The 23649-nt window shown below is 45.0% G+C and carries 22 protein-coding genes; 7 read left to right on the forward strand and 15 right to left on the reverse strand.

Annotation, left to right across the window (positions count from 1 at the left end):
- Positions 1 to 19: 19 nt before the first annotated feature.
- The 3 genes from ABUA34_RS03290 to ABUA34_RS03300 form a co-directional block, all read right to left on the reverse strand.
- Positions 20 to 1327 carry an extracellular solute-binding protein gene (locus ABUA34_RS03290; RefSeq protein ID WP_015534549.1) on the reverse strand — a complete coding sequence of 436 codons (1308 nt, stop codon included), beginning with the start codon at positions 1325 to 1327 and terminating at the stop codon, positions 20 to 22.
- Between the two features lie 511 nt (positions 1328 to 1838).
- Positions 1839 to 2849 (reverse strand): LacI family DNA-binding transcriptional regulator, encoded by a 1011-nt coding sequence (locus ABUA34_RS03295; protein ID WP_022217055.1) that lies wholly within the window; start codon positions 2847 to 2849, stop codon positions 1839 to 1841.
- Between the two features lie 187 nt (positions 2850 to 3036).
- Entirely contained in the window at positions 3037 to 3621 is a 585-nt protein-coding gene (locus ABUA34_RS03300; protein ID WP_015534548.1) for a transcriptional regulator, read from the reverse strand.
- A gap of 118 nt (positions 3622 to 3739) precedes the next feature.
- On the opposite strand from ABUA34_RS03300, the gene ABUA34_RS03305 reads away from it, so the two are divergent.
- Positions 3740 to 4567, forward strand: coding sequence for a hypothetical protein (locus tag ABUA34_RS03305; RefSeq protein WP_022215969.1), 828 nt, complete (start codon positions 3740 to 3742; stop codon positions 4565 to 4567).
- A 528-nt stretch (positions 4568 to 5095) separates the two neighbouring features.
- Positions 5096 to 5875, forward strand: coding sequence for a YlmH/Sll1252 family protein (locus ABUA34_RS03310; RefSeq protein ID WP_349822823.1), 780 nt, complete (start codon positions 5096 to 5098; stop codon positions 5873 to 5875).
- Positions 5876 to 5886: 11 nt separating this feature from the next.
- Here ABUA34_RS03310 and ABUA34_RS03315 read toward each other — a convergent pair whose 3' ends face one another.
- The 6 genes from ABUA34_RS03315 to glgB all read right to left on the reverse strand — a co-directional run bounded on the left by ABUA34_RS03315 (position 5887) and on the right by glgB (position 13835).
- Positions 5887 to 6573, reverse strand: a complete 687-nt coding sequence (locus ABUA34_RS03315; RefSeq protein WP_055272066.1) for a LytTR family transcriptional regulator DNA-binding domain-containing protein — start codon at positions 6571 to 6573, stop codon at positions 5887 to 5889.
- Positions 6567 to 6866 (reverse strand): helix-turn-helix domain-containing protein, encoded by a 300-nt coding sequence (locus tag ABUA34_RS03320; protein WP_161171382.1) that lies wholly within the window; start codon positions 6864 to 6866, stop codon positions 6567 to 6569. The genes ABUA34_RS03315 and ABUA34_RS03320 overlap by 7 nt, the downstream gene beginning before the upstream one ends.
- A 154-nt stretch (positions 6867 to 7020) precedes the next feature.
- Positions 7021 to 8190 carry an NAD(P)-dependent malic enzyme gene (locus ABUA34_RS03325; protein WP_022215972.1) on the reverse strand — a complete coding sequence of 390 codons (1170 nt, stop codon included), beginning with the start codon at positions 8188 to 8190 and terminating at the stop codon, positions 7021 to 7023.
- A 140-nt stretch (positions 8191 to 8330) separates the two neighbouring features.
- Positions 8331 to 10151, reverse strand: a complete 1821-nt coding sequence (locus ABUA34_RS03330; protein ID WP_349822824.1) for a bifunctional homocysteine S-methyltransferase/methylenetetrahydrofolate reductase — start codon at positions 10149 to 10151, stop codon at positions 8331 to 8333.
- 234 nt (positions 10152 to 10385) lie between these two features.
- Positions 10386 to 11945, reverse strand: coding sequence for an ABC-F family ATP-binding cassette domain-containing protein (locus ABUA34_RS03335; RefSeq protein WP_349822832.1), 1560 nt, complete (start codon positions 11943 to 11945; stop codon positions 10386 to 10388).
- Between the two features lie 12 nt (positions 11946 to 11957).
- Complete coding sequence (gene glgB / locus ABUA34_RS03340) at positions 11958 to 13835, reverse strand: 1,4-alpha-glucan branching protein GlgB (protein WP_015534541.1); 1878 nt, start codon at positions 13833 to 13835, stop codon at positions 11958 to 11960.
- 313 nt (positions 13836 to 14148) lie between these two features.
- Here glgB and ABUA34_RS03345 point away from each other — a divergent pair, with 313 nt between their 5' ends.
- A complete protein-coding gene (locus ABUA34_RS03345) occupies positions 14149 to 14682 on the forward strand; it encodes a TetR/AcrR family transcriptional regulator (protein WP_015534540.1) in 534 nt (177 codons plus the stop codon).
- A gap of 20 nt (positions 14683 to 14702) precedes the next feature.
- On the opposite strand, the gene ABUA34_RS03350 is transcribed toward ABUA34_RS03345, so the two are convergent.
- From ABUA34_RS03350 to ABUA34_RS03360, 3 genes are all read right to left on the reverse strand, one after another.
- A complete protein-coding gene (locus ABUA34_RS03350) occupies positions 14703 to 15722 on the reverse strand; it encodes a PTS sugar transporter subunit IIB (protein ID WP_349822825.1) in 1020 nt (339 codons plus the stop codon).
- A 39-nt stretch (positions 15723 to 15761) separates the two neighbouring features.
- On the reverse strand, positions 15762 to 16562 hold the full coding sequence (locus tag ABUA34_RS03355) for a DNA alkylation repair protein (RefSeq protein ID WP_015534538.1): 801 nt from the start codon (positions 16560 to 16562) through the stop codon (positions 15762 to 15764).
- A 62-nt stretch (positions 16563 to 16624) separates the two neighbouring features.
- A complete protein-coding gene (locus ABUA34_RS03360; protein ID WP_117874382.1) occupies positions 16625 to 17578 on the reverse strand; it encodes a D-2-hydroxyacid dehydrogenase in 954 nt (317 codons plus the stop codon).
- 287 nt (positions 17579 to 17865) lie between these two features.
- Between ABUA34_RS03360 and ABUA34_RS03365 the strand changes: the two genes are divergently transcribed.
- The 3 genes from ABUA34_RS03365 (at position 17866) to ABUA34_RS03375 (ending at position 19922) form a co-directional block, all read left to right on the forward strand.
- Positions 17866 to 18087 carry an acyl carrier protein gene (locus tag ABUA34_RS03365; protein ID WP_349822826.1) on the forward strand — a complete coding sequence of 74 codons (222 nt, stop codon included), beginning with the start codon at positions 17866 to 17868 and terminating at the stop codon, positions 18085 to 18087.
- 39 nt (positions 18088 to 18126) lie between these two features.
- The gene (locus ABUA34_RS03370; protein WP_015534535.1) at positions 18127 to 19170 is read left to right on the forward strand and encodes a hypothetical protein; all 1044 of its coding nucleotides are present in this window, start codon (positions 18127 to 18129) and stop codon (positions 19168 to 19170) included.
- 185 nt (positions 19171 to 19355) lie between these two features.
- On the forward strand, positions 19356 to 19922 hold the full coding sequence (locus tag ABUA34_RS03375; protein ID WP_015534534.1) for an LOG family protein: 567 nt from the start codon (positions 19356 to 19358) through the stop codon (positions 19920 to 19922).
- Here the strand turns inward: ABUA34_RS03375 and udp are convergent.
- The 3 genes from udp to ABUA34_RS03390 form a co-directional block, all read right to left on the reverse strand.
- Entirely contained in the window at positions 19912 to 20676 is a 765-nt protein-coding gene (udp, locus tag ABUA34_RS03380; RefSeq protein WP_055147365.1) for a uridine phosphorylase, read from the reverse strand. The two genes, ABUA34_RS03375 and udp, sit on opposite strands and share 11 nt — an antisense overlap.
- 98 nt (positions 20677 to 20774) lie before the next feature.
- Positions 20775 to 21008, reverse strand: coding sequence for an HPr family phosphocarrier protein (locus ABUA34_RS03385; protein WP_015534532.1), 234 nt, complete (start codon positions 21006 to 21008; stop codon positions 20775 to 20777).
- A gap of 118 nt (positions 21009 to 21126) precedes the next feature.
- Complete coding sequence (locus ABUA34_RS03390; protein WP_015534531.1) at positions 21127 to 21372, reverse strand: HPr family phosphocarrier protein; 246 nt, start codon at positions 21370 to 21372, stop codon at positions 21127 to 21129.
- A 377-nt stretch (positions 21373 to 21749) separates the two neighbouring features.
- On the opposite strand from ABUA34_RS03390, the gene ABUA34_RS03395 reads away from it, so the two are divergent.
- A complete protein-coding gene (locus tag ABUA34_RS03395; RefSeq protein WP_349822827.1) occupies positions 21750 to 23582 on the forward strand; it encodes an ABC-F family ATP-binding cassette domain-containing protein in 1833 nt (610 codons plus the stop codon).
- The last annotated feature ends 67 nt before the right edge of the window (positions 23583 to 23649 follow it).

Below are 23649 nucleotides of genomic sequence, written 5' to 3' on the forward strand. Positions count from 1 at the left end.
AAGTACTTCTTAATTGAGATTACTCCTGTGATACAGGTGCTTCAATTCCTTCTACAGCATTGTCGAGAAGCTTCTGAAGATCTGTTCCGTCCGGATTACCCTGGGCAAGGATTGAACCAAGTGTCTCAGCTGGTGTCCAGTAGTTGCCGCCTACACGCTGTGGTGTTGCATATGCTGCCTGAGCTGCAAGAGCTGATATAGCTGGATCAGCCTTAACTTCTTCTGACTCTGAAGCGTTGATGTTTGAAGGACCAAGGCCTCTCTGCTTAAATCTTGTAACCTGTGTATCCTCTGATGTAAGATACTCAGCAAGAAGCATTGACCAGCCTACGTTCTTTGAATGTGGGTTTACACCTACAAGCTTGCATCCTGAGAATGAAGCCATCTGAACCTGCTTGCCTGCAACTGTGTATGTAGGAAGCTTAGCTGCTGCATAGTTCTCGCCCCATGCTGCCTGAGCGTCTGCCGCTCTCCATGTTCCGTTAACTGCTGCACAGATCGTACCCTCAGCGATTGCTGTTGCCTGTGTAGGATCATCCATATCTACAAATGCGCCAGTCTTAAAGAGATCAAGAATTGCCTGAGCTACGTCTGTACCGCCTGCCTGATTCCAAGTACATGTATTTGTAAGTCCGTCATCGTTAAGTGTAAGGTCAAGACCTGCACCCTGGAAGAATGAGTATACATACCAGGCATCTGATACGTTCATAGCAATCTTCTTATTTGCCTTCTTTGCTGCCTCGATCATAGCATCCAGTGACTGAACATCATCCTCTGTGAATACTGATGAATCATAGAACATGAAGTATCCGTTATCTGCTGTCATTGGATATGCATATAATGTTCCATCAACAGAAGCTGCCTCAACAGAAGCTGCTACATTCTCGTTTGCAACATCAAAAGTATATGTAGCCTGTACCGGCTGAAGTGCTCCAGCCTTAACCAGCTCATTGATCTGATCATCAGCAAATGCGAATACATCAGGAGCAGCCTCAACGTCTACCAGGATATCATCCTTTGTCTTTGACTCTGACTCGGCTCCGAGTGTGATGTTGAAGTCAACATCTGAATACTTTTTCTTGAATTCTTCAATAACCTGTGTTGTGAGATCCTGATCTTCCTCAGAAGCCCATACCGAAAGATCTACAGTTCCTGTTGTTGCATCAATTAAGTTCTGAATCGCATCATCTGATGCTGCAGCCTGTGTTGTGCTGTCGCCAGCAGCTGCTGTTGTTCCTTCGTCCTTTGAATCTGCGTTGCCACATCCCGCAAGGCATCCTGCCATCATCGCAGCAACAAGTGTTAATGATAAAACTTTCTTTCTCATTCTTATGTCCTCCTCTTTAAATAAATAATAAGAAAATTAGTTGCCCTTATTGTTTCCCGTGCGCAATCGGTTGTTCTTTATGGTTATATATTATCAGTTCTGTTTATTGTTGTCAACTACTAATTCATATAACTTTTAAAATAAAAAAATATACATTTTGCACAAGCCGCTTCATTCGGAAACGTTTCCATGTTCGTTATATTTTGCGCACCCGTTTGCGTTGCACACTATATATGGTAATATTTGTTAATCATCCGCAATCCCATATGTGAGATTTTCATGTTTCATTTCCTTTTCTAGCCATTATTACACTCATTTAGGCCGTTTTTTCATTACTTTCCTCTTTGTTACACCATAGAATATTGCTATAACAGCAATATTCTATGGTGTATTTTCATGCCCGTCGCGCATCATTTTTTGCGCATATTGCGCATATTCTGGCCCTTTTCACATAAAAACAGGGCGTCAGCCAAACACTGACGCCCCTCTAGGAAGGATATATAACTATGAATTACTTCGTTGACTCTTTTAATCTGAGTTCATAACCCAGATGTGTCTTCTTCTTAACTTCGTTGCCCTCTATAAAATCCACCAGCAGTTTACATGCCACCATTCCAAGCTCACGCGGATCAAACTGGAGCGATGTGATCGCAGGCTGGTAATTGTTCAGAAGTGAGCTGTTGTAGAATGACGCAACTCTCACATCAGTTGGCACCTTTATGCCCTTCTTATCCAGTATATTAAGTACATTCTGGCATATTCCATCATCCATACACAGTATGCATTCTGCTTTCTGCTTCATTATCTCTTCAATGGCATGTTCACATAATACGGAATTATCTATATCAAAGTATACCAGGCTGTTATCTACCGGTACCTCCATATCCTCCATCGCATCAAGATATCCTCTATACCTGTTGAGGGTTACCACATGATTCTTATTGCCACCCATGAGGGCTACCTTAGTCATTCCTTTGGCAAGCAGTATAGATGTAAGCTCACGGCATGCACTTCTGTGATCATGATCAACCTGGACAACATTGTCATCATCCATACTTCCAACCACAACAAATGGTATCTTTTTTTCCTTGAGATATTCTGCCGGGGCATCATTCACAAGAGTTCTTCCAAGTACAACCCCATCCACCTTATGATTCTCAACAATTCTCTCCAACTGGCTCATATCATCCGGTGACACTGTACACACAAGCACATCATAATCCACTGGCGCAGCCATCTCCAGCAATCCCATCAGGCACTTCTGAAAGAACGGCAGATCCACCACGCTGTAGTCGCTCGGCATGACCCATCCTATATTATAGGATTTTGACTGTGCCAGCCCCTTCGCTATAACGCTTGGCTTATAATTATGCTCCTCTATATACTCGAGAACTCTCCGCCTTGTCTCGGCACCGATCCTTCCCTTTCCGGAAATCGCTCTCGATACTGTAGTCTTAGATATATTTAACGCCTCAGCCACATCAGAAATGGTCATCTTCTGGCCTGACTCTTTTGTCTCCATGTTCAAGTCTCCTTTTGTTCAGCACATATCTCCGCATTTGCGCAACGCTCCATGCGCAATCGGTTGCCCTTGATATTATCATAGCCTTTTTTGTGCACAAGTCAAGATTTTTTTGATTTTTACCATGTCAAGTTGGATATTTTGTCAAAAAGAACAAAGATATTTTTTTTATTTGTGCAATTATATCTTACTTTGATGCCCACAGATCCCTGAGAGCCTGCTGCAAATAAGAGAAATCCACAGATGGCACATCCTGATTCAGTCTGCCCTCTTTCCTGCACACATCATATAATCTTATTCCAAGAGATGCCACATCCCGTCTGTCCTCCGCAGGCAGACTTGCATACAGCATGTCAAATTCAACCAGAGCTTTAAGGTCACCTGACCAACCCGATGCAAGCCAGGCTATATCAGCCGTCTTGTCATCTCCAAGTGCTTTAACGCTCTCAACCAGTTGACTATATTTACTGTTGACAGTTCCATTCTTCATACCCTGCCAGTGAAAAAGTGCAGTCTCAGACACACCGAGAACACTAGCTATAGCCGGAATGTGCCGCGCTGTCGGAAGCCTCTCCTCATTCTCCCACTTGTAATATATCCCTTCTGTTATCTTATGATTCTCCGGCAGGAGCTCATTTATCTCCGCAACCATATACTTTACCGTATACTTCGAAGATCTGCTGTTTTTGCGGATATCCCGCATATTGAAGCCTATCGTATCTACCATTTCTGTAGAATCCGACGCCCCCTTTTTTGTTCTCCTTCTATTCATCTCTCTCCTCCATTGTATACATTTATACATATTGTACAATTTTGTATCCATAAATATCCTACCACTTATCGCGTTAAAGTGCTACATTTTTATCCATACAAAAACAAAGGAGATCATTATGACAGACTTAAACAATGCCGAAACACAAACCGATGCCCCCTGTTCCGCCATCAATTATTGTAACCTCAACGGATACGAACTCACCGCAGAAGAGAAGATAATCTTTCTTAGTTCCTATGTATCCCGCATTGACAACGAGACAGTGTATCAGCCCGCAACCAGGGAATTTGTCCAGAATTTCAATGTAGATGCAGCCATCAGCATAATAAACAATTATGCCACAGCAGACTCATTTTTCAGAAGAATGACAGGTTCATTTCCGTATATCAAAAACTCGCAGCGTTTTTCATCCCCGGATATATATTTTCTTCTATTGGAGTTAAAACTGTACATCAACGAGAGACGGCGCGTAATAGCAAAAAATAATTCAGCGGACACGCTCTCTATCATTGAACAATACAAAAACCGTTACTCGTTCAACCAGTCAGCCACCCAGAAAATGGAAGCCCTGCACAGCATAAAAGGTTTCGCACATCCATCTTTCTTTGTGCCGGAAACCGTACTGTACATAAACGAAAACTCTATCCTGTACGTACACTCAGCTTTGCGCTATATCGATATGCTTCTCGAATACATGCAGCGGAATGACAATTCTATAGATTATGAAATTTATTCTTTTTTTCAGAACTTCAAATCCATGTTATTCAACAACGAGCACGACACAACGCCAACATATATAATCGAACAGTCAAGAGATTATATCTATAGCATTCTCGGAAATAGCAAAAGAAAATCTAAGATGACTGACATATGCAAATACGCAGCCTTCGTGGAAAGTCTCACAGAACTCGGTAACGCCATAAGCGCATCCAATATGAAACTCTAAATCCCCCTGTTTTTCAGAACATAAAAACAGCCCGTCGCTTATGCGACAGGCTGTTAAGAAGGGGGGAGTGGAGGATTCCTATGTTTTGGGGTTTGGGGTTATGGGGTTACATTACATCGTATAAAGGGATTTCTACGAATTTCGTGCTAAGGGAACCCTCCGTCTATCAAAATATAAGTGATTGTCTTTTTTATAACCAGAAGGCTTGTTGATCACAACTCATCTCCTTGTTATGCCCATATACTATCAAAACACTTTGAAATTGTAAATACGCAAAAATTTATAAAACGAAGGCTTTTTTTTGTGGTAATTTATCAACAGTTGCGCATTTCAATAGTTTTTAGAAGATTTTTGAATGCAAAATGATTGTTTTTTTCACGTTTGAACGGTTTATTGTTCATTATGATCACTTTTCGCAACAATAAATTTCAGATTATCGTGCAAAGCTGTCAAATTCGTTTGACTGTTGGCGAAGATCGGAGTGTTGTAATATAATAGTAAGAAGTCAATCATCTCGGAGGACATGCTATGAATGAAAACGATATTCTAAAGGGGCGGTTAAAGGATCTGGCAAATGCCGCCTTCCGCCAGAACAGATATACATATACTAATTTTCTGAGTGCTGCAGACATGGAAGTATTTTACAGTAATCTTGAACCGTTGTCATTTGCAGGATATACCATCTTTGGAGGCAGGGAATCCTGCGACCGCGTTATGATCGCCTTTGGAAATGAAGCCGACTGCGGCTACGCACCGGCTTTTCCCATCTGCACCATGAAGGTTTCCGCTGTTTCGGACAAATTCTCAGACGATCTGAACCACAGGGATTTCCTTGGGGCACTTATGAATCTTGGCATTGAGAGGGAGATGGTGGGCGATATACTGGTCACCGAATCCACTCATTCTGGCAAGCACAACAATGCCTATATATTCTGTGTGGACACTGTTGCCGATTATATCGCAGAAAATCTGACAAAGATAAGGCACACAAATGTAAAATGTACTTTTTGCAGCACCCAGGATACTTATGAGATACAGATAAAAAAGGAACCTCTGCACATAATCGCAGCATCTGCAAGAGCGGACGCAGTGACCGCCACAATAACAGGCCTTTCAAGAAGCAGCACATCCCTGTTGTTCAGGGAAAAGAAATTTTCACTAAACAACAGGTTGTACGAAAACAGCAGCTACCAGTTAAAACCGGGCGACGTATTTTCAATACGTGGATATGGCAAATATGAATTTGTCGAGACAGGCAGCGCAACCCGGAAGGGCAGACTGAACATAGAATTACTCAGATATATTTGATCTTCTAACAACTAGCAATTGATCAGTTCACTGTAGTATCTTTTCACATCAGCGCGTCTTGTTGCGCTGATGTGTATACTTTTACCATTTGTCAGTATCATTTCATGAGCCGTGCATCTGCTCACATGATCCGGATTTACAAGATAGGATTCATGTGGTCTGATAAATCCCCCGTAGCCCACCTTCATGCGTTTTTCCATCTCGCCAATACTTCCATAAAAAACATATTTTTGTTCCGTTGTGACCAGATTTATGCGACGCAGTTCGCTTTCAAAATACATTATGCTCCGGGTATCTACACTGTATCTCACCCTTCCGGATACAAATGTGAATCTTCTCTCATCCCGGCTCCCCTCAACCGCCATCGTCATCACCTTTTTGAAATTTGCCGCATTAACAGGTTCATACAGAATATAACACGGTTGGATATCATACAATCTCCGGTTTATTCCTGCTGCTATCATCACGAGACTACCTACCCTGCGGTCTTTTTTCAAGACATCGGCCACATCCCAGGAACGATACACCACCACTACATCGTAAATTCCTTCAAGATCCATGTCGACCATGATCGCATGCACATTGTCATAATATCTCACAGCGCACACACATCCCGCATCTCTCTGCCATATACCCATGTACTCCTGCAACAACGGGCTCATTACTTTCTCCTCACTGTACACAGCAATCTTCAGCATATCTCCCTCCAAAGCTGCAGAAGCTTCCGCTCCTGTTCATCCCGGATAACGATTTCCTCCCTCGGAGTCATATCCTCCTCCATCACATCGATATCCCATATGAAATAATCACATGTGCGGTTAAGCACCCTCGACAACAGCACCAGCCGCTTCAGGCTCGGCAGACTTCCGCCATTTTCAAGACGGCTTATATATTTGCCATCTGCATAGATAAGATACCCCAGCTCCTTCTGTGTGAGGTTCATAGACTTGCGGGCATCCTTTATTCTCTGCCCAATAATAACACTGTTCAATTTTTTCTCCTCCCTATCCGTCCCCGCGGACAACAATATTACTTTACAATAAAATCGCAAAATAAAAAACCGCATCCCATGCGGACTTTCCACATAAGATGCGATTTTTAGTACACTTATTTACTAAATATTTCGAAAAACTTTATTTTTATTCTTATTTTGTAATTCCAAGCTTTATTGCCTCGTCAGCTACAGCCTTGGCAACCACCTTAGCAACTCTCTCGTCAAATGCTCCAGGAATGATGTAATCCTCCTTGAGCTCATCATCTGTTACAATGGATGCGATAGCCTTGGCTGCTGCCATCTTCATCTCTTCAGTTATGCCTGTTGCCTTGGCGTCCAAGGCACCTCTGAATATTCCCGGGAATACTAGAACGTTATTAATCTGGTTTGGATAATCCGAACGGCCCGTCGCCATTACTCTTACTCCGCCCTTTGCCGCTTCCTCAGGCATGATCTCAGGTGTAGGGTTTGCCATGGCAAATACTATAGGATCTGCTGCCATAGATGCAACCATCTCTGCTGTCACGATATTTGGAGCTGAAACTCCGACAAATACATCCTTACCCTTCATTATCTCGGCAAGAGAACCTGTCTGTCTGTCCTTGTTTGTAATCTCTGCCATCTCTGCCTGTGCCGGATTCATCCAGTCCTGTCCAGGACACAGAGCACCCTGCCTGTCCACAAGAACCACATTGCCTATACCGAGCTGAAGCAGAAGCTTACATATTGATATACCTGCAGAACCCGCTCCGTTGATAACCACATTTGCCTCGTCAAACGGCTTGCCGACAAGCTTTAACGCATTGATGAGTCCTGCTGACACAACGATAGCTGTACCATGCTGATCGTCATGGAATACAGGAATGTCAAGTTCTTCCTTAAGTCTTTTCTCTATCTCGAAGCATCTTGGAGCTGATATATCCTCCAGATTGATTCCGCCAAATACAGGTGCAATGCGCTTTACTGTCTCAACAATCTCATCCACATCCTTTGTGTCAAGGCAGATAGGGAATGCGTCAACTCCGCCGAACTCCTTGAAGAGTATGGACTTTCCTTCCATTACAGGTATAGCTGCCTCAGGTCCTATATCTCCCAGGCCGAGAACCGCTGTTCCGTCTGATACCACGGCAACCATGTTGCCCTTGCATGTATATTTGTATACGTCAGCCTTATTGTCACGGATCTTTCTGCAAGGCTCTGCAACGCCCGGTGTGTAAGCTGTGCTCAGATCGTCTCTGTTCTTCACTGCTACCTTGGACACTACCTCTACCTTACCCTTGTGCTCCTCATGCATCTTAAGACTTAAACTATTGTAATCCATGTCTGTTCCTTTCTGCGCACCCGCGCATCCTGTATTTTATCTACTGTATATATAACAGCGCCTCTCCTATATAGCGCTGCTCCAGAATCCCTGTTTTCCCCGGCAACACCGCTTATTCCATAATAACCTTGACTCACATTTTAGTCAACGATATGTGCCAGCATATGTACTCTGTTGAATGGGAACGAGAAGTAATATCCATCTGCAAAATCCGAAGTGTACTCAAGTATATCTCTGGCGATCTGTATGCCGCACTCCTCGCCTTCCTGCCTTGTGGCATTTCCACTGTATCTCTCTATAATCTCGTCCGGGATCTCTATGCCCGCCATCTCATTTTTCATGAACAAGGCATTTCTCCTGCTGACAAGCGGCATGATTCCCACAAGTATTGTCGCGCCGGTCTCAGCCTTCATGTCTCTGAGGATCTGTGCCTGCTCTCTGGAGAACACCGGCTGTGTCAGAAAGAATTCAGCCCCGGCTTCCATCTTTCTCTTTATTCTGTCTATCTCAAACTTTGTGTTAAGTCTGTTCTGGTTGATCGCTCCGCCGTAGGTGATCTTATCCCCGCTGAACACCTCTTCGTTCATAGACTGCAGCAGCTTCATCATTCCGACTGAATCAAAGTTGAACACGCTCCTGGTCGTCTGTCTGAACATGACCGGAACCGGATCACCTGTTATGACAAGGAAATCCTTTATGCCATTAAGCTGTGCACCGAGCACGCTTCCCCTTATGGCTATGGCATTCTTATCACGGCAGCACAGATGCGGCATGACCCTGAGTCCTGTCTCCTTATGCACTTTCTCCGCCATGAGTATGGAATCCGCTCTGGTTCTTCCCGATGGCGAATCAGGGAATGTCACCACATCCACATGTGACTGCTTAAGTATATGGGCTGCATCAAGCAGCTTCTGATCATTGACATCCACCGGAGGTGCCAGCTCCACAGCAATCAGCTTGTGCTTGTGTCCGTCGGCATTTTTTGTGGCTGCCCCGCCACGCTCCAGACGTCCTTTGAGGAAATTGTCCTTTACAGCACTGTCAGCCTGTACCTTTTCAACATGAACCTTGGCAGCCTTTGCAATATCTCCGGTTTTCACCCGCTCCATGATCTGATGTATGTATTCAGGATTTGTTCCGCAGCATCCTCCTATGATATCTGCACCAAGCGCCGCTATGTCCTGGATCTTATCTATGAATCCCTCTTTGTTGTCATTGAACACCAGTCTGCTCTGTGTAAACTTCGGGTATCCCGCATTCGGCATGACTGATACAGGCTTTCCGCAGTCTATATCCAGCTTTTTCAGAAGCTGAAGCATATGGTACGGACCAACTCCGCAGTTGAATCCAACACAGTCCACGTCCTGATTTCCTGCCACCTGGGAGAGCAATGCCCTTGCCGAAAATCCACAGTTGCTGTACCCAAACTGGTTCACGCAGAACGACACCATGACCGGCGTGTCCTTTCTTGCCTTCAGGTGCTTCACCACAGGCTCGAGCACATTGAACTCAGGAAATGTCTCAAACCAGATGATATCCACTCCCATGTCCTGCATCGCCCCACCCAGCAGCTTGTACTGTGACACCCTTTCATTCAGTGTAAGACCGGCATCCGCAGGTATTGGGCCTATATCTCCGGCAATGTATACCTTTTTGTGATCCGTTCCAGCTTCGCCGTCCGCAGCCTGCTTCGCAAGCTTTACCGCCGCACGCACATTTGAAATGACATAATCCGTGTCAGCATCAAGGCTCGCTGTATTTGCCGCAAATGTATTTGTCCTTATAAGCCCGGCTCCCGCCTTCACATACTCTTTATGGATTTCAAGTACCCGCTCCGGGTGGCGCATGTTTGCAAGCTCAGGAGCGACAGTTCCCTGCTCTCCGTACATTCCCACATAACAGGTTCCAAATGCCCCGTCTGCAACAAGTAATTTATCCTTTAAACTCTCAAGTATATTCATCTAACATCTCCATCCTAATATTATTTTTCACCTGCGTCTATATCCGTACGATTATACAGTACTTTTTGAGCAGATGTATCTATTTCTACGCTGAGTGCGCATTTACCTTTAGCACTTTACCATATTAAACTGTCCTATATAGAATAATATAGGAATTGCGATTAGTCAAATTTACGCTAAAAAATTGCCAGGTTCAAAAAATCTATTTGAACCTGACAATTTTATAATATCTGATCACTGGAGCAGCGTGTACTGCTCCAGATTCCACAAGTCTGTCACAAGGCCATCATAAAATTCAGGCTCATGACATACCAGAAGTATAGACCCCTTATACTCGGAAAGAGCACGCTTCAATTCATCCTTGGCATCAACGTCAAGATGGTTTGTCGGCTCGTCAAGCAGAAGCACATTTGTATCAGTGTTGATTAACTTGCAAAGTCTCACCTTCGCCTGCTCGCCGCCCGAGAGGACCTTCACCTTGCTCTCGATATGCTTGGTGGTAAGTCCGCATTTGGCAAGAGCCGCACGTACCTCATACTGGGTATATCCCGGGAATTCCTCCCATATTTCCTGCAGGCATGTATTCTCGCTCGGCTTGACCTCCTGCTCAAAGTATCCAATGTGCAGATAGTCGCCAAGCTGCGCCTTGCCGGATATAGCTGGGATAAGTCCAAGCACACTCTTCAGGAATGTCGTCTTTCCTATACCATTCGTTCCTGTGATGGCTATCTTGTCACCGCGCTCCATGCGGAGATTCATCGGTTTGGAAAGCGGCTTGTCCTTGCTGTAACCTATCACCAGATCATCAGTCTCGAATATGACCTTACCAGAGGTTCTCGCTTCCTTGAAGTTGAACTCAGGCTTCGGTTTCTCACGCTCAAGCTGAATGACATCCATCTTGTCAAGTTTCTTCTGTCTGGACATAGCCATATTTCTTGTGGCAACCCGGGCTTTATTTCTCGCCACAAAATCCTTCAGCTCAGATATCTCCTGCTGCTGCTTTCTGTACGCAGCCTCAAGCTGGGATTTCTTCACCGCATACACCTCCTGGAACTTGTCATAATCGCCGACATATCTGCCCAGCTGACAATTCTCCATATGGTATATGATATTTACAACTGAATTCAGGAACGGAATGTCATGGGATATAAGAATAAACGCATTCTCGTATTCCTGAAGGTATCTCTTGAGCCACTCTATATGGTGTGCATCAAGATAATTCGTAGGCTCGTCGAGCAGAAGTATCTCCGGCTTTTCAAGCAGAAGCTTCGCCAGCAGAACCTTGGTTCTCTGTCCGCCCGACAGCTCAGTTACATCCTTGTCCAGTCCCAGCTGCAGCAGGTCAAATGCTCTGGCAACCTCCTCAACCTTCGAGTCTATTATATAGAAGTCATGGCTGTCCAGAAGATCCTGAAGAAGTCCCATCTCCTCAAGAAGAGTGTTCATCTCATCCTCGTCAGTGACCTCCGCCAGCTTGTCACATATCTCATTTATCCTCTTCTCCATATCGAAAAGTCTGGAGAACGCATCCCTCAGCACTCCGCCTATGGTCATGCCCGGCTCAAGGACCGTGTGCTGATCCAGATATCCGACCTTCACATTCTTCGCCCAGGTCACTGTACCCTCATCCGGCATGAGACTGCCCGTCACTATATTCATGAAGGTTGATTTACCTTCACCATTTGCGCCGACAAGCCCTATGTGCTCGCCTGCCAGAAGTCTGAATGACACATTTTCAAATATTGCCCTGTCACCAAATCCATGGCTAAGGTTGCTTACATCTAATATCATAATCTCTCCTTTTTACTAATCCACCGGCTTTAAATACATTACAGACAGAGCCGGAAGATCAAAGCCGAAGTCACCGCATACGCCCTTGATACTCTTCACGGTGTCTTTAGTGTTTCCACCGTATTTATTCCAGTCCGTGTTCATGAGGACTTTCATGGAATTGCCCTCGCCGTATCTGAAGTGATAATCCCTGTATGTATTTCCTGATAGGTTCATGACTACTACTATCTTATTTTCCTCAATAACTCTCTGGAATATATATACAACATCCTGCTCTTTGCCACAAAGTATCCAGTCAAACCCGTGAGGATCATCATCCCACCCTGACAGCGCAGGCTCTTTCAGATAGAGCTTATTCAAATCTTTTATAAATCTGTTAAATGAATCGTGGTTCGGGTATTTCAGTATATCCCAGTCCTGCTCACGCTTCTCGTCCCACTCTCTTAGCTGGGCTATCTCGTTACCCATGAAGTTAAGCTTCTTGCCCGGATGCGCATACATGTAGGCGTAGAGCGCCTTTGCATTTGGGAATTTCTCTTCATATGATCCCGCCATCTTCTGGGCTATGGTTGCCTTGCCATGCACAACCTCGTCATGCGAGAGTGGCAGCATGTATCTCTCATTATAAAAATACATCATGGAGAATGTCAGCTTGTGATACTGGTCGCCTCTGCAAAACGGCAGAGTCCTGAAGAAATTCAATGTGTCATTCATCCAACCCATATCCCATTTGTAGTCAAATCCCAGTCCGCCGTATCCGACTTCCTTGGTGGTTCCCTTGTAGTCCGTGGAATCCTCGGCGCAGAGAATACATGACGGGTGTCTGTCCTTAAGTCCCTGGTTAAGCCCCTTTATAAACTCAACCGCCCTGTCATTTACACCTCTAGACTCGTCGCCCATCCAGTAGATTATCCTGCTGATGGCATCCATTCTTAGGCCATCAAAATGATACTCTGTGAGCCAGTAATTCGCCGCACTCTTGAGAAATGTCTGAACTTCTCCCTTGGAATGGATGAAATTCTTACTACCCCACTCGCTGTAGCCCACATCATCGGTCGGATGCTCATACAGATTGGTTCCGTCATACTTTGCAAGTCCATATCCATCCAGTGCAAAATGCACAGGCACATAGTCCATGATGGCACCTATGCCGTTCTTGTGAAGCGTGTCGATGAGGAACTTCAGGTCATCCGCCGTTCCGTATCTAGCCGTCGGACTGAAGAATCCGGTATTCTGGTAGCCCCATGACTCATCACATGGATGCTCCGAAAGCGGCATAAACTCCACATAATTGTAGCCCTGCTCTTTCAGATATTCCACAAGCATCGGTGCTATCTCTCTGTATGTATACCAGCCCTCAGCAACTCGGTCAGTCTCAATGACTTCTTCCGGTGTCAGCTGTTTTCCATTCTCATCATACACCGGCTTGCAGTGCCATGAGCCCATGTGCATCTCATACACATTGAGCGGACCACCCTTGCACTCATTCCGTGTCCTCATCCATCTTGCATCGCCAAATGTATACTCATCCATATCTCTTATTATAGATGCAAATGCCGGTCTCAGCTCCATGCCGAATCCATACGGATCACAGTGATCCACACAATATCCATCTCTCTGGTATATCTTATATTTATACATCTGTCCGGCCTTTGCCCCCGGCACAAAACACTTGAAAAAGCTGCCATCGTAACACCTCTCCATGGCAGTCTCTCCCCATGAATTGAACTCACCTGTAACCGTCACCGACTCCGCATTCGGTGCATACGTCACAAAGTCCACTCCTGTCACTGCTTTCCTCCTGCTCTTGCCCACGTTCTCCTTCACAACGTGTGCGCCGAGCTCATTGTAGGCATCAAAGCACCTTCCCGAATAAAACTCATACAAATCCATAACTTTTCCTCCATACAAAGTTAGTATTCAAGTTCCATCATCCAAGCCCTCTCAGTCATTTCTTGACTGTAGTAAATTACCTTCAGTATACCGTTGCACATCCGCTATATGAATATTCGTTTTTTGATAAAAGTAAAATAATTTACTCCAGACAATTATTGACAATTAGATTTAATATGTATATACGTTTTTTTGACTATATCTTTCTTTTGTTGTATTCTATATTATAATGCATAGAGCATCATCAGGGCGCTTACAGCCATTTATAATCATTACCCGCGTACAGCTTTTGTATGATCAGAAAGGAGCTTTTATGGACAGAAGGATTCAGCGTACACGCAACAGCTTATTCAGCGCATTTATCGAACTGCGTGCCACCAAACCTGTGGAGAAGATCACAGTGAAGGAACTCACAGAAAAGGCCAATATCAGCAAGCAGACTTTCTATCTGCATTTTCAGGATATATATGATCTGTCGGAATACCTTGAAAACGATGCTCTCCTGTCTCTGATCGGCGACATTCCAAATCCAGAATATATGCTTACCAATCCTGCAGAAGCAAGCAGGCAGTTATGCAACGCATTTATCAACCAGGGACATTTGTTCTCCATACTCTTTCCTGATGACAATAGAAGCTATGGAGTCCTGACCAACAAGCTCGACGCCCTCATCAAGGAGAAGATATATGACGCCCGTCCCGAGTTCAGAGATGACCTTGCCAAGAATGTTGAGGTGTCAATGTTCGTACAAGGCTGTGCTTATACTTTCCTGAAATACAAAGATCAGGATGCCGCTATGGTCATAGATACCCTTGCTGGGATCATAGACAGGGCAACCAGAGCGTAAATAAATGGCATGTGAGCTTTTCAGACGACAAGCTCGCATGCCACATATTCATAATTCACTTTCTCTCTCCGGTTTATCTTAAGCTGATATCCTTTATCTATGCCACCAGAATGACCTGTATCAGCATTTTCATCGGAATGTACCTCCAGCACAGCATATACAGTTTCGCCTCTGCCAGCAAGCGTCTCATATGGATACTCTGCAAGCAGCCTTCCTTTTCGCACCTTCTCACCATCACCACATGTAAGTCTTATATCTACATAGCTCTGTGTCCTCTGCCATCCGGTGTCGATCTCTGATATCAGATATATCCTGACCACGTATCCTTCCTCAGATGTACACTCTATCTGACCTTCTCCGGCTTTACTATATCCAGCCTTGCAGTCAAACGGCGCTCTGATCTCTCCCCGTGTGGCTCGAATCGCACACAAGCCGACACTCCCGTCTCCCAGGTTCTGTAGGCAATGTATATCAGATACGCGCACAACATCACCTTCAACAGGCACATACACCTTCTTAAGCACTCTTTCATAATCGATCTCAGCCTCCTGTTCAATATTATCTTTCCTGTGTCCATCTATATATCTTCCAAGCTCTCGGCATATCCTTTCCACCTGATCCTCATAGAATACCTGCACCTGCCTGCCCTTTGCCAGTATTCCCAGAGCTCCTGTGGCTTTCAGTTTTCTCCTGTCCACCAGCGCCCCGTTGTTCACCGTAACTCTAAGTCTTGTATCACTGCTCCTCAGACTGTAAATATTTGCTGTTCCTCCCAAAGCTCCAGCAATGGCAATGGCTACAGCATCACCATCGATGTAGTTATCCTCCGATGAATACTCCCTGTCCTCCCGCTCATCCTGACTATCTTCCAGACTGCCTGAGGCATTTCCCCTGACGTATTTTCTTATCCATACGGTCAGACATACCGCAGCCGCCAAACAGACAATCACCAGCACCATTGCCACCATAAACTCATTTTCAATATCATTGATCCCAGTCAAAGCAAAAAGGACATCCATATCCGCATTCAAATTTCTCATAAGAATTCCTCCTGCAAATATAATGTCCTTCTCTTAATTTTAATATTCATTTATAACTTCCGCAAACCTGTTCACATCCGCTTCCGGCAGCCTGTATATCTTCTCTATCTTGTTCTTAGTCATCTCCAGAATCTGCCTGTCAAACTGTGCACCTTTTATGTACTCAATCGTCTTGTCCGGGAACACGAAATAGCTCTCCGCCAGGCCAAAGGCTACACCGTCCTTTGCATAGTAGCCGCCATCCTGCATATGTTCAAATGCATAAAGGCATTTGTCGATATACTTGTCATTCACAAAGTAGCACTTCAGCATGATAGCCACGAACCTGAGTCTGAAGTCATCGGACATATCCTGCCAGGTTCCTACTGCGATGCCTCCCTGTCCCTCTGGAATCTCTGCCTCCTCCTTCTTTCTCCACGCAGGATTCAGCTCGGAATCTCCCATATACTTCATGATGAATTCCCACACTATCTCCGGGTACATGGATGCCGCCACAAATGTACTGCAGAACGAGTCACACACCCACCAGTTGTCTATCTTGGGAACAAATTCATCGGCATATGCAAGTATCTCCTCCAGCTTGCCCTGTGCGAATCCAAGGACAAGCCCCTGAATGACCACATCCTCCAGCGTATCATCCGGCGCATGCTTCAGATACTCCTTCCAGTTTATGTCGGCTATCTGTCTGGCTATCTCCTTCAGATCATCCAGCCTCACACCTATTATATTGCCACAGCCCGGAAGGTTCATGGCCAGATATTTGCCAAATTCCGGATCCATGTGCTCATACAGTTCAGACCTAACCAGTCTGTTCACATCCTCAAAAGAACTGCTCTCCATCTTCCTGATCTATCCTTTCTTCTTACAGCTAAATTTCTGCTCAATGGCTAATCTTATTCTTTTTATACTGTATTTACAGGCTTTCCATTGAGAAACGCCTCTATATTGCCACCCGCTATATTGAGAAGTCTCTCCCTGACCTCCTTCGGTGCCCAGGCGATATGTGGTGTTATGATCACATTCTTTGCCGTGAGAAGCGGATTGTCCGCCGCCATAGGCTCCTGTGCTATGACATCCACCGCGGCTCCAGCTATACGTTCCTCGTTCAGGGCATCTGCCAGATCCTTCTCCACTATGCAGCCGCCTCTGGCAGTGTTTATGATGAATGTAGTCTTCTTCATCCGGCCTATCGCACTCCTGTCTATCATTCCCTCCGTCTCAGGGAACAGAGGACAGTGTATGCTTATCACATCCGACTGTGCGAACAGTTCATCCCTCTCAGCCCAGCTTATCCAATCGCCATCCGGCAGGGCTTTCCTCGTCCGGCTGTTCACCAGCACCCTCATGCCAAATGCATGTGCGATCTCTGCCACCTTCATACCTATACTGCCATAGCCTATGATACCCATAGTCTTGCCCGCAAGCTCCATGGTCGGCATCACACTGTAGGAGAAATCCTTACTTCTAACCCAGCCACCGTCCTTCACTGACGCATCATGCGCCCCGACCCTGTTTGCCAGTTCCAGAAGCAGTGCAAATGTAAACTGCGCCACAGCATCCGTACTGTATGCCGGAACATTTGTAACCACTATGCCATGCTCATGTGCCGCCTCCACATCGACCACATTGTAGCCGGTGGCAAGCACACCTATATATCTGAGGTTCGGACAGGCCTCGATCACAACCCTGTCTATCACCGTCTTGTTCGTTGTTATGATCTCCGCATCGCCTATCCTTGAGACCACCTCTGACCTGTCGGTTCTGTCATACACCGTCAGCTCGCCATACTTGCCAATGCTGTCCCAGCTAATATCGCCGGAATTCGCCGCACATCCATCCAGAACAACTATCTTCATGTCCATCACCCTGCCTTATCGTATATTGTTGTTCTATATTTTACATCAACTGTCTGATTTTTTTAAAAAAATTATAATATTTTATTCAACTATACCATATTTTACACCATATACTTCACGGTAATTTTAACATTTAACACAAAAATGCACAAATATTTCTGTACGGATTGAATAATTTTATTGAAAAATACTGTCAAACACATTAAAATATAAGTAACGTGCATTGGTAACATATCAAAACGAATGGGAGGTTTGAAATGGACAAAGACACATTAACAAAAAAAGTATTGGAGGTTTTTTCTGATATTCTTCCAGACATAGATGCGGGCAAGCTGGACATGACTGCAGAACTCACCACCGAATATGGCGTGAATTCCGTTTCCATCATTCAGTTCATCGTCGGACTTGAGCAGGCTTTTAACATTGAATTTGATGATTCTGAGCTTGCACTTGGCCTCTACTATGACATGAACGATGTAGTCAAGGCTGTAGCAGCCAAGGTCAGCTAACATCACGTAATCTTAATATGAAATGGAGGTAATAAGCACATGAGCAAAAAGATTTTGCCAATAAGCTATCCAATGATAACATCCTGGCAGTGGCATGCCACACTTTTCTCGATCATAGGGGACGACGAGAAAGCCAAGAATTGGATATTCAGCAATTATATACAGTTAAGATGTTACAACATCGAAGAGATCTTCACAGGAGATGAGATGCTTCTTGCAGATATGATGCCGGGAAGCAGTTCACTTAAGGAATGTCCTTATCTTCTCTTCTCTCTCATGACAAAGGAGCAGGTGGAGAGCTACTGCGGAGATATTCTCACTTTCATCAAGAAGACCATCAATCTGGGCGGATATGTATACGGAGTATTTGACGAGGCTAAGATCCTCTGCGATTCCGGTGCCGACTACAAATTCCCACACGAGCTCTTCATCTACGGATATGACGACGAGGAGCAGCAGTTCTATGTTGGAGATTTCACATTTGGCGAGCATTATTCCTACTCAAAAGTATCATACTCAGATGTGAGAAACGGCTACGACACAATCACAGCCCAGGAGGATCATATTTTCAAGGACGACTACAAGGGACGCCGTGGAATATACGTGATCCAGAAGAATCTGGCTGATACATACTACGAACTCGACACACAGTATATCAAGGATACCATCATCGAGTACCTTGAGTCAAAGGATACCAAGAATCACTTCCGTATGATGAGGAATCGTTTTAAGGACACAGTATTTGGGGTTGATGTCTACGATGCGGTTCTGAAGCAGATCGGCAAGCAGCTTTCAGCAGAGGATCCAGACTTTGATATACGTGCTCTTCACATCCTGTATGACCACAAGGTTCTCATGATGGAGAGACTCAAGTACATGATGGATCACGGATATATCGAATTCAACGGTGATATCCTGAATGATTATATGGAGGTTGAGAACACCATGCTCACCGCCAGAAACCTTCTCATCAAGACTTCCATCACAGGCAAGGTTGACTGTATGGACAGATTTGAGAAGTACCTTATGGGTGCAAAAGAAAAAGAGATCGCAGTTCTGGGCAAAGTTGTTGAGCTTCTGTAATCTCATATCATTCTTTTCATGTTTTCCCTTTGCGGGGCAGTCCTATGGCTGCTCCGCATTTTTTTGCGATTTTACATTATTTTATAAATAATTTCTTCCAAATTATCATTTACTTCTATATACTGTTTAATAAATGGTTTTTCGGCAGTTCAGGAATACCTGGCATTGTCACATTGGAGGTTTTTATGAATATATGTGTATACGGCGCGTCAAGCAACGACATTGACAGATCTTATATAGAAGAAACAGAATATTTAGGAAGGGAAATCGCCAAAAGAGGCCACACTCTTGTGTACGGCGCTGGAGCAAATGGGCTCATGGGCGCAGTGGCAAGGGGTGTATACGAGGAAAATGGCACCATAATAGGCGTCACTCCTTCATTCTTTAATGTTGACGGAATACTGTTTGAGAATGTCTCCGAGCTGATAACCACTGAGACCATGAGAGAGCGCAAACAGATCATGGAAGATAAGGCAGACGCTTTCATCGTAACGCCCGGCGGAATTGGCACTCTCGAGGAATTCTTTGAGATCCTCACGCTCAAGCAGCTCGGACGCCACGGCAAAGCAATCGTAATTTTCAATCAGAACGGATTCTACGATCATCTTCTGTCCATGCTCAAAGAGACGTCGGACAAAGGCTTTATGACGCCTGCGACCAACGAGATATATACCGTCATGGATAATTCAGATGAGATCCTTGACTATCTTGAAAGCTACAAGACAGACATAGGTCGTGTATTCAAGTTCTGATAAGCTTCTTCACAGCTTCAATAGCCACACGTATGGCTTTATCGGTGTCGTGTACCTCAGGATTCGGGAGACCGGCTGCAGCCCTCTCCTGATTCGCCACCACAAGGAAGCACGCACCGACCCTGACCCGCAGGAACGCTCCAACTATGAACAATGCAGCAGATTCCATCTCAGAGGCCTTGCAGCCCATCTTCTTCCACGCTTCCCATTTGTTCATAAGCTCATATCCAACCGGCATGATTCCCGGCGAATGCTGTCCATAAAATGAGTCCTTGCTCTGAACCACACCTGTGTGTGCCGTCACTCCAAGTGCTCCTGCTGACTCTCTGAGCGCATTCACCACATCTATATCCGCAACCGCAGGGTACTCTATAGGCGCATACTCTCTTGACGTGCCCTCCATCCTGACAGCTCCCGTGGCGATCACCACGTCTCCGCCGACGATCTCAGTCTGCATACCGCCACAGGTTCCAACCCTGATAAAAGTGTGGGCACCGGCGTGCACCAGCTCCTGCATGGCTATGGCCGCCGACGGGCCGCCTATACCTGTGGACGTGACACTGACCTTCTCTCCATCCAGATAGCCTGTATACGTGACAAATTCCCTGCTGTCCGCCACCAGCTCCGCATCTTCGAGATACGCTGCTATCGCCTTACATCTCTTAGGATCCCCCGGCATGATAACATACTGGCCTATCATATCCTCATTTACCTTTATATGGTATTCCAACCCCTGATCCGCTTCGTATATCATAATCATCCCTCCTGACACTTGTCTCACAGCATAGGAAAAGCAGGCTTGCAGAAAATCTGCAGCCTGCTTTTCTAAGCTTTCTTATGTATCCTATAGAATTAGCACTTAAACTCATCAAGCTTTGCCTGAAGCTCTGGTGCAACTTCTCCATGAAATTTCACTGTAAGTGGCTTCTCAAGATTTAAACTGAACACACCTAAGATTGACTTTCCATCTACGACGTACTGAGCTGATGAAACGTCAACATCATTTGGAAACTGATTCAGGTATGCAACAAACTTCTTGATGTCATCCATAGTGTTAACTTTAGCTTTCATCTCTGTAATCTGCATTGGCTGCGCCCCCTAATATCTCTTAATATTTATAAGGACATTCTAACACTCCATCAACGAATGTGTCAATGCATACAGACCACGAATTAGCTATGAAAATTATTGTAATAAATACTCCTTATGCAGCCAGCATAAATGGCTGTAATGTATTTATAAACGACTCTGTCGCTCCGTTATAGAACTTTACTGTGAGTTCCTGATCAAGTCCAAGACTAAAAACTCCCAGTATTGATTTGCCATCTACAAGATAATTCCTGTTGGATGAATATACATCAACGTCTCCATCATATTTTCTCATTGTCTCTACAAACTGTCTTACCTGCTCTACTGAATTGAGCTTAACCCTGATATTTGTTGATTCCATGATAATTACCTCCATTCCTGTCCGTAATCAATGTTCAATTTATACTACTTTTTGGAATAATTTGCAAATTACAAAATTGTAATTTTGTAAACCAATTTGTGCAAATGGCTTGTTTTTATTAACCTAAAGCGCCTTTTCAGGTTATTTTTTAGTCATGTTGTATAAATTCAGGAATGTTTTTTTACAAATATACTGTCGGGTGGAGATCATTGTCTTATATATTTTCGTCTATTTTTAATTATTCTCAAATGGTATTTCTATTATGATATGCTTCTTGACTCGTCAATTCTCCCCAATTACAATAATACTTACATGCAAAGCCGTTTTCACGGCTCATTTTGACGAAAGGGCGGGCACAAAGCCCCATAAGAACATATATGAACCTACTTACAATAAAAGGATTTTCAAAAGCATACACTGACAAGATTCTGTTCGATGACGCAGACTTTTCAGTAAATTCAGGAGAAAAGATCGGTGTCATAGGCGTAAACGGCACGGGTAAATCAACACTCCTCAAGATCATAGCCGGCATAGACGAATGTGATTCAGGACAGTTGTCAAAGGGAAACAACGTGGTCATAAAATATCTTCCACAGACCCCCGACTTCGCAGAGAAGGTCAGCATATACGACTATGTCATCACTGCAAATGTCGACGAGGAGAACAAATGGAGCATAGAGGGTGATGCCAAGGCATTTCTTCACCGTCTCGGATTTGACGACACCAGCCTCATGGTGAGCACACTTTCAGGAGGTCAGCGAAAAAAGGTCGCTCTGGCTGCGGCACTGCTGTCAAGATGTGACATTCTTGTTCTGGACGAGCCCACCAACCACCTCGACAACGATATGACAGAATATCTGGAGGATTACCTTAACAACTACAAGGGCGCTCTGGTCATGGTCACCCACGACAGATACTTTCTTGACAAGGTGTGCAACCGCATAGTAGAGATCGACAAAGGCAAAACCTACAGCTACAATACCAACTACGAAGGCTATCTCATGCTGAAGGCAGAGCGTGAGAGCATCGCACTTGCCACTCAGAACAAACATCAGAATATCCTGCGCAAGGAGATCGCATGGATGCAGAGAGGTGCTAGAGCCAGAAGCACAAAGCAGAAAGCCCATATCCAGAGATATGAGAAGCTTGCAAGTGAGGAGCTTATAAAGGAAACTCAGTCGGTTACCATGAGCTCAATCGCGAGCCGGCTGGGAAACAAAACAATAGAGCTCTCCCATATAGCCAAGACCTGGCCGGGCAGACCAAGTCCGGTCATAACGGACTTCTCATACAACTTCCTGAGGACTGACAGGATAGGTGTTGTTGGCCCAAACGGCTGTGGCAAGACAACGCTCATGAAGCTCATAACCGGTGTCACCAAGCCGGACAGCGGAACCATAGAGATCGGAGACACCGTAAGGATAGGATATTTCTCTCAGGAAAATGAAGCCTTGGATCCCAACATGAAGGTACTCGACTACGTCAAAGAAACCGCAGAGTATATCCAGACCGCCGAAGGTCTCATGTCAGCATCCACCATGTGTGAGAGATTTTTATTTGACGGCACTCTGCAGCACCAGCGCATAGAGAAGCTCTCAGGAGGCGAGAAGCGAAGACTGTATTTGTTGAAGGTTCTCGTATCATCGCCAAATGTACTGATCCTTGACGAGCCGACCAACGATCTGGACATTTCCACACTGTGTATACTTGAGGACTATCTCGATTCCTTCCAGGGCATATTGATAGTCGTATCACACGACAGATACTTTCTGGACAGAGTCATAAGAAAGCTTCTGGTGTTTGACGGCTGCGGCGGGATCTCACAGTTTGAGGGCGGTTATACCGATTATTATCTGACCCACGGTTCATTTGCCAACAGCGCATCGGCAGGGGCAAATACCCAGACAAAGCCGGAGCGTGTCAGCACAGCGGACAAGGAACCTGCCCAGAAAAAGAAAACGCAGAATCCATCCGTGAAGAAAAAGTTCTCCTTCAATGAGCAGAGGGAATATGACACCATAGAGGACACCATCGCCCGGAAAGAAGCTGAGATAGAGCAGACGGAGACCGATATCAACAACTCTGTGTCAGATTTCGTGAAGCTTAACGAACTCACGCAGAAAAAGGAACAGCTTGAATCAGAGCTGGATCAGCTTCTGGAGAGGTATGTGTATCTCACGGAGCTGGCGGAGTCATTTGAAAAGAACTGATCACATTGATCATTTGCCAGAAAAACGGGAGACGCGCTGCTGCACATCTCCCGTTTTTCTTCAATCG

Origin of the sequence: Coprococcus sp. RTP21428st1_C9_RTP21428_210409, from assembly GCF_040227395.1 — a bacterium.
GTDB lineage: Bacteria > Bacillota > Clostridia > Lachnospirales > Lachnospiraceae > Coprococcus > Coprococcus aceti.